Here is a 10152-nt window from a genome sequence, read left to right as displayed (position 1 = left end):
GTCGCCCTTGGCGTTCTTGCGCTGGGTCGTCGACCAGATGCCCACGGTCGGCTGCTTCGCCGACTGGCGGATGTCGGCGTTCGGCACCTGAAGGGCGACGGTGTTCACGTTGTAGCCCTTGAGGGTGTCCCGGCCGGTCTCGGAGAGGTCACCGCCGTACAGGAGGTCGAAGACCCGCAGATCCAGGAAGAAGGGGTCGTCGGCCTGCCCGACGTACGAGGTGCCGCCGCCCGGGACCTTCCGCACGGCCTGGTCGCGGAGCTTCTTGTAGTCCGGCATCGAGGCCTTGCCGACGTGCGAGGGCGCGACCGGCAGATCGTCGGCGATCTTCTTCGTGGAGACGACCTTCTGGTCGTCCAGCTTCAGCAGGTCGATGTCGTACGTCTGTGTGACGTTGAGGTCGGGGTCGTCGAGGCTGGTCACCGCGCCGGTGTTGTAGAGGAAGGTATTGCCGTTCTTGACCTTGGTGTCGAAGGTCCAGCGGTAGAGCAGGTCGCCCTGCGCGTCGCCGTCGCTGTCGATGTGGACGTCGTACTGCGCGTCCTCGGGGAACGGATAGAAGTTGGGCCCGCCCGCGGGCTCCTCGAAGGGCGTCCAGTTCGCCACGATCGTCGTGGTGTCCGGCTTGTCGGGGCTCACGAACGCATACACGTCCGTGTTGTCGTACTGCGGCTGCCCCGAGATCAGCGGAGCCTCCCGGTGACTGGAGGCCCGCGCGGCCCCCGGATCCAGCGCGCTCACCCCGGCGGCTGCGAGCCCCCCGGCGGCGAGCGCGCCGCAGACCAGCGTGGCGAGGCCACGACGGCCCGGCCTCCTCCTGGCTATTGCTGTCATCGCGTCCGTCCTTACGCACCTGGTGCGCCTGGCCGTGTGCCTGGCTTGATACAGGCCATTCGGGGCCGCGGCGCGGACGGATTGCCCGGATTTTCCGGTGGTGTGCGCTCCACTTCTCCTTCGTGGGCGGCGGCTTCTCCTTCGGGTGCGGCGGCCCGAACCGCGCGCCTGGCGCGTGCGACCTCCGCCCCGGCTCCGGCACGCCCGCGCACCCGAGCCGGGGCCACGGTGCGCCGAACCCCGCGGGCGCCCTGAGGGGGGCACCCCGGCTCCGGCGCGCGGAACGATCACTCGCGGGCGCTCCCGGTGGCGACTGTGCGTGAGATAGCCCACGTCGCGGCGCCCCTCGATGCCCGCGGCCGTCCACGCCGGCGCCCGCCCCGCTCCGGCCGCTCCGGTGGCTTCGTCCCGATCCACCGTCAGACGGCATGTCCAACTCGCCCTGGAATCGCTCGGATTCGGAGAGTAATCGTCAACCTCCTTGTCCGGGAGGTGAATCCTGCGACCGGGATACACGCGTGTCACGATGGGGCGATAGGGTTAACCTGCCCTGGGCCGGGTGCCCTCGTACGGGTGGGGAGTGACATGGAACAGATAACGGTGCGCAGCAGGGCGCGTGTCCCTGCGATCACCTGTGGCAGCAGCGCGACCAGTTCGCGCCTCGACCGGCATCTCTCGGTGCTGGGCGGCCCCGCCGTCCCGCAGCGCGAGTCGCACGAGGCGACGTTGCTGATGCGTGAGCTGACCTCACGTGGACCCGCGCACACCCGCAGCAGCAGGGGTGCCCGAGTGAGGCGTGTCTCGCTGTTCGCGCCGCTGCGCAGGCTGCGGCGGTCGCTTTTCGGGGGTCGCTGACCACGGGTGGTCCGGGGGTGTCGAACCGCCGTCCTGCGGCGGGGCTCTCCCTTCCACCCACCCGATTCACCCCGTCATCGATCCCCGGCCCTTCCCCAGGCCGGGTGCTCGTGTGACATGTGTGATCCCAGTTACTCCTGAGCCGCTCCTGTCGAACACCCCGGCCGTTCCACAGGATCACGCTCCTCCCCAGGGCGGCCAGGCGCGAAGCCGCCCGGCACGCCATCACCCGGCAGGCCATCGCCCGGCACGGCGCCCACCGGCGCCGAGCGCGACGTCCGACGGACGTCCCCTAGATCAGGGCGAACTGCCCGTCCGGCCCCTCTTCGTGGTGATCGAGCACCGACGCCGGCCATCGCGCCGTGTCCGCCACCGGCAGCACACCCGCCCCGCGCAGCTCCTCCTCGGTGATCGGGGAACCGAGCGAGGCCGTCAACTCCGCCTGCCGCGGCGCGAGTTCCGCGAGCAGCGCGAGGACCGTGATCAGTTCGAGCAGTTCGGACGTCCACGACTGCGGCCACGCCGCCGGGCGGATCGCCTCCAGCGTGCCCGTCTCCACCTCGCCCGTACGCAGCGCGAACCACCGCTCGACGATCCGCACCCCGCTCACCTCGTACTCCCAGGCCTCCTTCGGCACCGGTGAGATGACGCCCTCCCCGCCGACCCGGAGGATCTCTTCCGCGGCGTCGTACGACAGGGCCGCGGGCCGCGCGGGCAGCGGGGCCCGGACGTAGGGCCTGCGCCCGCCGGGCAGCTTCGGGCGCTCGCCGTCGCCGCGCAGCTGGAGCCAGAGCAGGCGCTCCCCGAGCTCCACGCCCCGCGTCCAGAGGCCGGCGTCCGAGGTGAGCGGCACCCGGCAGCCCGCCGGGGAGCCGGTGCCGGCCGCGAGCACCCACGCGAGCAGCGCGCGGGCCGTGACCGTGCGGCCGAGCACCCCCGAGAGGTGCTCCGCGAGCCCCGGCGCCACATTGGCCTCCAGGCCGCCCGGGCGGCGGAACAGCGGGCGGACGCGCCCGGGGCGCCCGGCCGGCGAGCGGCCGTCGGGCAGCACGGCCGACGCGAGCACGGCGGGGCCGGTGGCCCCGGGCACGTAACCCTGTTCGACGGCGTAGAGCTGGCCCTCGCCCGCCACCCGCCACAGCTCGGGGCGGGCGACGTCGATGAGGCGGTGGTCGGGGATCAGCCACTGCTCGTCGAAGGGGCCGTGCAGGACGCGCACGGGCTCGGGGCAGGGGCCGCTCTCCCTGGCCAGGCGGCCCGTTCCGCCCCGGTGGCCCGGGAGTTGGGCCACCGTCGTGTGCAGCGTGCGCGAGCGCGTGGGGCGGAACAGGGCCTCGCGGTCCGGGCCCGAGGCGCCCACGAGGGCGGCCCAACGCGCTTTCAGGGATGCGGGATCCGGGCCCATCGGCCACCCGCGGCCCGGCCGGAGCGGTGCGACGGACCACGGCATGAGGTCCGCGAGCAGCGGCGCTTCGTCGTGCGTCACGCCCGGCATCGTACGACGGACCCGCCGTCGCCCGTCACGTCGCGTCGAGCGTGACCGAGAAGGAGAAGCGGTCGCCGCGGTAGTGGATGCGGGCCACGTCCAGGGTGCGGCCGTGCTCGTCGTAGGTGATGCCGGTGTAGTGCAGGATCGGGCTGAGCAGCGGCACTTGGAGGAGGCGGGCCGTCTCCGGGTCGGCGAGGGTGGCCTCGACGGTGTCGGTGATCCGGCTGATGCGGACGCCCACCACGTCCCGCAGGACCTTGGTCATCGGCCAGCGCGCGAGGTCGTCCGGGTCGATGCGGGCGGCCAGTTCGGGGCGGACGAAATTGCGGGCGTGGTTGGTGGGTTCGCCGGTCTTCTCGTCGCTGCGCAGCCGGTGGTACGTCGCCACGCGGTCCGAGTCCGGGAAGCAGTCGGCGAGTTCGGGCGGGGGCGCGCACGTGCCGTGGTCCAGCAGCTCGGTGGTCATGCCCGACTGCTGGGCCACGATCGCGTCGACCGAGCCGAGCAGCCGCACGGGGGAGCCGCGCTGTGCGCTCGGCTCGATGAAGGTGCCGCGCCGCCGGTGCCGGGTGATGAGCCCCTCGTCCTCCAGCTCCTTGAGCGCCTGGCGCATGGTCAGCACGCTCACCCCGTAGTGCCCCGCCAGCTGCTCCTCGGTGGGCAGCCGGAGCGGGGCCTCGGGAGTGCGGCCGAGTATCGAGGCGCGCAGGGACTGCGAGACCTGATACCAGAGCGGCAGTTTCCGATTCAGGACGATCGAGTCCGGGGCGAATGCGGTCACGGTCTCTCCGAATCAGTCACGGCCTGCGCACGCTCGAACGGAAGTGGCGCAGAATCAGCTACGGAAGTGGCGCTCCAGACCCTGCCACACGTCGTCGTAGCCGCGCTGCAGGTGGGACGCCCCCGCCGCCTGCTCCGTCGCCGTCACCGGCCAGCGGGTCTCGAACATGAACGCGAGGCCGTCGTCGATCTTCTGCGGCTTCAGCTCGGCGGCCGAGGCCTTCTCGAACGTCTCGCGGTCGGGGCCGTGCGCGGACATCATGTTGTGCAGCGAGCCGCCGCCCGGCACGAAGCCCTCCGCCTTCGCGTCGTACGCGCCCTCGATGAGGCCCATGTACTCGCTCATCACGTTCCGGTGGAAGTAGGGCGGGCGGAAGGTGTCCTCGCCCACCAGCCAGCGCGGCGCGAACACCACGAAGTCGACGCCCGCGAGGCCCGGGGTGTCGGACGGCGAGGTGAGCACCGTGAAGATCGAGGGGTCCGGGTGGTCGTAGCTGATCGTGCCGATCACATTGAAGCGGTGCAGGTCGTAGACGTACGGGACGTGGTTGCCGTGCCAGGCCACCACGTCGAGCGGCGAGTGGTCGTACGTCGCGTGCCAGAGGTTGCCGCAGAACTTGTTGACCACCTCCACCGGGCCCTCGACGTCCTCGTACGCGGCCACCGGGGCCCGGAAGTCCCGGGCGTTCGCCAGGCCGTTGGCGCCGATCGGGCCGAGGTCGGGGAGCTGGAAGGGCGCGCCGTAGTTCTCGCAGACGTATCCGCGCGCGCTCTCGTCGAGCAGCTCCACGCGGAAGCGGACGCCGCGCGGGATCAGCGCGACCTCGCCGGGCTCGGCGTGCAGCAGCCCGAACTCGGTGCGCAGCAGCAGCCCGCCGCGCTCGGGCACGATCAGCAGCTCGCCGTCCGCGTCGCTGAACACCCGGTCCGTCATGGAGGAGTTGGCGTGGTAGAGGTGAATGCCCATGCCGGTGCGCTGGGCCGCGTCGCCGTTGCCGCCGAGCGTCCACAGGCCGGCCAGGAAGTCCGTGCCGGGCGCCGGGTCCGGGAGAGGGTTCCAGCGCAGCCGGTTCGGGTCCGGCACCGACTCGGTGAAGGGCGCCGTGCGCAGCGCGCCGTTGTCGACGCGGGTGAAGCGCGGGTGCGCGGCCGAGGGGCGGATGCGGTACAGCCACGAGCGGCGGTTGTGCGCGCGGGGCTCGGTGAAGGCGGAGCCGCTCAGCTGCTCGGCGTAGAGCCCGAGGGGCGCGCGCTGCGGTGAGTTGCGGCCGTGCGGCAGTGCGCCGGGAACCGCCTCGGAGCTGTGTTCATTGCCGAAGCCGGAGAGATAGGCCAGCCCTTCGGCGGTCTTGCGTGCGTCGCTCTCACCCGTACGGTCCGGGCTGCTTGCGTGGTCCCCGCTCATCACCGCTCCCTCGTCAATGATTCCTATGGGACACCGTAGGATTCGGGTTTTCCTTCCGCAAGGGGGAGCCATGAATGTGAGCGGTGCTCTACTCTCCCGGAATGCCCCACCCGAACCCGCCCAGGGAACCGAACCCGCCGTCCTCCCTGCGCCGCGTGCCCGTGCAGGAGCGCAGCGCGGAGCGGCTGACCCGGATCCTCGACGCCTGCGCCGCCGTGCTCGACGAGGTCGGCTACGAAGGCCTCACCACCCGCGCCGTGGCCCAGCGCGCCGGTGTCCCCATCGGCTCGGTCTACCGCTTCTTCGGCAACAAACGGGCGCTCGCCGACGCGCTGGCCCACCGCAACCTGGACGCGTACGCGGAGCGCGTGACCGCCCGCGTCGCCGAAGTGGAGCGCGGCGACTGGCGCGGCGCCGTCGACGCCGCCTTCGACGAGTACCTGGCGATGATGCGCACCGTCCCCGGCTTCGGCCTCGTCGACTTCGGCGTCCCCTCCGCGCCCGAGGCCATGCCCGACGCCAACCCGCAGGTCGCCGAGCGCGTCGCCGCCCTGCTCTCCGGCCATCTCGACCGCCCCCTCGACGCCCGCCTGCGCCGCACGATGCTGGTCGCCGTCGAGGCGGTCGACGCGGTCCTCCAGCTCGCCTTCCGGGCCTCCCCCTCGGGCGACCAGCCCCTCATCGACGAGGCCCGCGCCCTGCTGCACGCGTACTTCGCGCACTCCTTGGACTGAGGGCGGGCGCCGCACGGACGGCGCCCGCGCTCGCGCCGCCTGCGCCCGAGACGCCGCTGTGACCAGGAGTTTTGCGCTTATTGCTCGCGCGTCAACATCTTGTTAACGCTCAATAGCGGGTCCTACGGTCAACCGGACCGCCAGAGCTGGCGGGAGTTCGAAGGTGAACGTGAGGTTGCCCCCATGCTGACCATCCTCGGATTCGTCATGATCGCCACCTTCCTGGTGCTGATCATGATGAAGAAGATGTCGCCGATCGCGGCCCTGGTGCTGATCCCCGCGCTCTTCTGCGTGTTCGTCGGGAAGGGAGCCCATCTCGGGGACTACGTCCTCGAAGGCGTCGGGAACCTGGCGCCCACGGCGGCGATGCTCATGTTCGCCATCGTGTACTTCGGCGTCATGATCGACGTCGGCCTCTTCGACCCGATCGTCCGGGGCATCCTGCGCTTCTGCAAGGCGGACCCGCTGCGCATCGTGGTCGGCACCGCCGTGCTCGCCGCCATCGTCTCCCTCGACGGCGACGGCTCGACGACCTTCATGATCACGGTCTCGGCGATGTATCCGCTGTACAAGCGCCTCAAGATGAGCCTCGTCGTCATGACGGGTGTCGCCGCCACCGCCAACGGCGTCATGAACACGCTGCCCTGGGGCGGCCCCACGGCCCGCGCCGCCACCGCCCTGAAGGTCGACGCCGCCGACATCTTCGTCCCGATGATCCCGGCGCTCGCCATGGGCCTGGTCGCCGTCTTCCTCCTCTCCTACGCACTCGGTCTGCGCGAGCGCAAGCGGCTCGGCGTGCTCTCGCTGGACGAGGTCCTGGAGCGCGAGCAGGAGACCGTCCTCGTCGGCGCGGGTGGCGACGGCGACGGGCGTACGTCGCTCACCAAGAAGGCCACGCTCACCAAGAAGGCCACCGGGGGAGCGGGCGGCGGCACCGACGCCGACGCGGAGCCGGTCAAGGGCGCCCAGGGCGGTGACGACTCCGACGACGACGGGTTCCAGGGGCTCGACCCCGACCGCCCGACGCTGCGCCCCAAGCTCTACTGGTTCAACGCCGGCCTCACCGTCCTGCTGCTCACCGCCATGATCATGGAGTGGCTGCCGATCCCGGTCCTCTTCCTGCTCGGCGCCGCGCTCGCGCTCACCGTCAACTTCCCGCACATGCCCGACCAGAAGGCCCGCATCGCCGCCCACGCGGAAAACGTCCTCAACGTCACCGGCATGGTCTTCGCCGCCGCCGTCTTCACCGGCGTCCTCACCGGCACCGGCATGGTCGACCACATGGCCGACTGGCTCGTCGACGCCATCCCCGACGGCATGGGCCCGCACATGGGCCTGGTGACCGGACTGCTCTCCATCCCGCTCACCTACTTCATGTCGAACGACGGCTTCTACTTCGGCGTCCTGCCGGTGCTCGCCGAGGCGGGCCAGGCGCACGGCGTCGGCACCCTGGAGATCGCCCGCGCCTCCATCGCCGGTCAGGCGCTGCACATGTCGAGCCCGCTCGTGCCCGCCGTGTACGTCCTCGTCGGCATGGCCAAGGTCGAGTTCGGCGACCACACCCGGTTCACCGTCAAATGGGCCGTCCTCACCTCGCTCGTGGTGCTCGGCTCCGGAATCCTCTTCGGCATCATCTGATGCCGCACGCGACACCCGGGCCCGGTGGGAGGGGCTGGCTGCTCCGTCTCGTCATCGCCTTCAGCTTCGCGCAGGGGGCGGTGTCGATGGCGCGGCCCGCCGTCTCCTACCGGGCCCTCGCGCTGGGCGCCGACGAGCGCGCCATCGGCGTCATCGCGGGCGTCTACGCCCTGCTCCCGCTCTTCGCCGCCGTACCGCTCGGCCGCCGGACCGACCACGGGCGGTGCGCGCCCCTGCTGCCGGTCGGCGTCGTCCTCATCGCCGGCGGCTGCGCGCTCAGCGGCGTCGCGGGCTCGCTCGCGGCGATGGCCGCGTGGAGCGGCGTGATGGGCCTCGGGCACCTCTGCTTCGTGATCGGCGCCCAGTCGATCGTCGCCCGGCAGTCCGCGCCCGCCGAACAGGACCGCAACTTCGGGCACTTCACCATCGGCGCCTCGCTCGGCCAGCTGGTCGGGCCGATCGCCGCGGGCGCCCTCATCGGCGCCGACATGGACCGCACCAGCGCCCTCGCCCTGCTGGTGTCGGCGGCGGTCGCGGCGGTCTCGCTCACCTCGCTGTGGCGCATCGAGCACCGGCACGCGGGGGCGCGGCCCGCCGAACGGGCCGCGAAGGTCCCGGTCCTGGGGATCCTGCGCACCCGGGGCGTGCCCGCGGGCATCTTCATCAGCCTCGCCGTGCTCTCCGCGACGGACATCCTCACGGCCTACCTGCCGGTGGTCGGCGAGCACCGGGGCATCGCGCCCGCCACGGTCGGGCTGCTGCTCTCGCTGCGGGCCGCGGCGACCATCGCCTGCCGGCTCGTGATGACGCCGCTGATCGACCTGCTGGGCCGCGGGGTCCTGATCGTGGGCACCTGTGTGCTGGCCGCGCTGCTGTGCGCGGGGATCGCGCTGCCCGTACCCGTGTGGGCACTCGGCGCGATGCTCGTGCTGCTCGGCTTCTGCCTCGGCGTCGGCCAGCCGCTGTCGATGACGACGGTCGTCCAGGCCGCGCCGCCCGCCGCGCGCTCGACGGCCCTCGCGCTGCGCCTGACGGGCAACCGCCTCGGGCAGGTCGCCGCGCCCGCGTCGGCGGGTCTCATCGCCGGGGTGGCGGGGGTGGCCGCGCCGTTCGTGATGCTGGGCGCGCTGCTGCTGCTCGCCGCGGGCCTCGGCGCGCGGACGTCCCCCGGGGGCGCCGGCAGCTCCCGGGGGACGGATGAAGCGGGTGGACCGGACGGCTCCGACGGCCGAAGCGGCCGTCGGAGCCGGGGTGTTACTGAACGATCTTGAGCAGCTTGTTCGGGGAGCCCGAACCGGGGCTGGTCACGACGTTCGGGGTGGCACCGTTCACCAGGGCCGAGGAGACCTGCGCCGGCGTGGCCGAGGTGTGGCCCGCCAGGTAGATCGCGGCGGCACCCGCGACGTGCGGCGTGGCCATCGACGTACCGGAGATGGTGTTCGTCGCCGTGTCGCCGGTGTTCCAGCCCGCCTTGATGTTCACGCCGGGCGCGAAGATGTCCAGGACCGAGCCGTAGTTGGAGAAGCTGGCACGGGCGTCGGTGTTGCTGGTCGCGCCGACCGTGATGGCCGCCGGGACGCGCGCGGGCGAGGTGTTGGCGGCGTTGGAGTTGTCGTTGCCCGCCGCCACCGCGTAGGTGACACCGTCGGCGATGGAGTTCTTCACCGCGTTGTCGAGCGTGGTGGAGGCGCCGCCGCCGAGCGACATGTTGGCCACGGCCGGGGCACCGGCGGCGTGGTTGCTGGTCACCCAGTCGATGCCCGCGATGACACCGGCGGTGGTGCCGGAGCCGTTGTTGTCGAGCACGCGGACGGCGACGATCTTGGCCTTCTTGGCCACGCCGTAGGTCTTGCCGGCGATGGTCGTGGCGACGTGCGTGCCGTGGCCGTTGCCGTCCTGGGCGGTGTTGTCGCCGTCGACCGCGTCATAGCCGTTCACCGCGCGCCCGCTGATCTCGGAGTGCGAGATCCGCACGCCGGTGTCGATCACGTACGCGGTGACGCCCGAACCCGCGGTGTCCGGGTAGGTGTACGTCCCGGACAGCGGCAGCTTCGCCTGGTCGATGCGGTCCAGGCCCCAGGGGGCGTTGGACTGCGTGGCCGTGGCCCGGAGTCTCTGGTTCTGCTCGACGGAGGCGACCGACGGGTCGGCGGCGAGTCTGCGCGCCTCGGTCGCGCTCAGCTTCGCGGCGTAGCCGTTGAGCGCCGACTTGTAGGTCTTCTGCACCGAGCCGCCGTACTCGGATATGAGGTCCTTGCCCTGGGCCGTGGTGGCCTTGAGACCCGAGCTCTTCTTCAACGTGACGATGTAGCTGCCCTGGATCGCGTCGGCGGAGTTCGCCGCGATGACGGTGCCCTCGGCGGGGGAGGCCTGGGCGGGCAGGGCGGTGACCGCACCGAGGACGGCGGCGGTGGCGG

General features: G+C 72.0%; 9 protein-coding genes. 4 read left to right on the top strand and 5 right to left on the bottom strand.

The genetic code is table 11. The features are described from left to right. Positions 1-834 (bottom strand): DUF4331 domain-containing protein (locus AOK22_RS28225; RefSeq protein ID WP_157872302.1); only part of this gene is annotated, 834 nt, incomplete at its 3' end. A 585-nt stretch (positions 835-1419) separates the two neighbouring features. Between AOK22_RS28225 and AOK22_RS43065 the strand changes: the two genes are divergently transcribed. Next, positions 1420-1689 (top strand): hypothetical protein, encoded by a 270-nt coding sequence (locus tag AOK22_RS43065; RefSeq protein WP_079036875.1) that lies wholly within the window; start codon positions 1420-1422, stop codon positions 1687-1689. A gap of 292 nt (positions 1690-1981) precedes the next feature. Here AOK22_RS43065 and AOK22_RS28220 read toward each other — a convergent pair whose 3' ends face one another. From AOK22_RS28220 to hmgA, 3 genes are read right to left on the bottom strand one after another with little or no spacing between them, the layout of a single operon-like run. Next, positions 1982-3184 (bottom strand): type ISP restriction/modification enzyme, encoded by a 1203-nt coding sequence (locus AOK22_RS28220; protein WP_193433303.1) that lies wholly within the window; start codon positions 3182-3184, stop codon positions 1982-1984. Between the two features lie 25 nt (positions 3185-3209). Next, on the bottom strand, positions 3210-3959 hold the full coding sequence (locus tag AOK22_RS28215) for a GntR family transcriptional regulator (protein ID WP_055701541.1): 750 nt from the start codon (positions 3957-3959) through the stop codon (positions 3210-3212). 54 nt (positions 3960-4013) lie between these two features. Beyond that, positions 4014-5363: a homogentisate 1,2-dioxygenase gene (gene hmgA / locus AOK22_RS28210; RefSeq protein ID WP_055701540.1), complete on the bottom strand. Its 1350-nt coding sequence runs from the start codon at positions 5361-5363 to the stop codon at positions 4014-4016. Between the two features lie 101 nt (positions 5364-5464). Between hmgA and AOK22_RS28205 the strand changes: the two genes are divergently transcribed. The 3 genes from AOK22_RS28205 (at position 5465) to AOK22_RS28195 (ending at position 9006) form a co-directional block, all read left to right on the top strand. Further along, entirely contained in the window at positions 5465-6097 is a 633-nt protein-coding gene (locus AOK22_RS28205) for a TetR/AcrR family transcriptional regulator (RefSeq protein ID WP_055701539.1), read from the top strand. A gap of 183 nt (positions 6098-6280) precedes the next feature. Further along, on the top strand, positions 6281-7735 hold the full coding sequence (locus AOK22_RS28200; RefSeq protein WP_055701538.1) for a CitMHS family transporter: 1455 nt from the start codon (positions 6281-6283) through the stop codon (positions 7733-7735). Next, the gene (locus AOK22_RS28195; protein WP_079036874.1) at positions 7735-9006 is read left to right on the top strand and encodes an MFS transporter; all 1272 of its coding nucleotides are present in this window, start codon (positions 7735-7737) and stop codon (positions 9004-9006) included. The genes AOK22_RS28200 and AOK22_RS28195 overlap by 1 nt, the downstream gene beginning before the upstream one ends. Here the strand turns inward: AOK22_RS28195 and AOK22_RS28190 are convergent. Further along, on the bottom strand, positions 8990-10152 hold a 1163-nt coding region (locus tag AOK22_RS28190; protein WP_055701537.1), incomplete at its 5' end, for a S8 family peptidase. The genes AOK22_RS28195 and AOK22_RS28190 overlap by 17 nt on opposite strands.

Source organism: Streptomyces silaceus, assembly GCF_001419745.1.
GTDB lineage: Bacteria > Actinomycetota > Actinomycetes > Streptomycetales > Streptomycetaceae > Streptomyces > Streptomyces silaceus.
The sequence above is the reverse complement of the archived record's forward strand: the minus strand, read 5'-3'. Positions and strand labels throughout refer to the sequence as shown.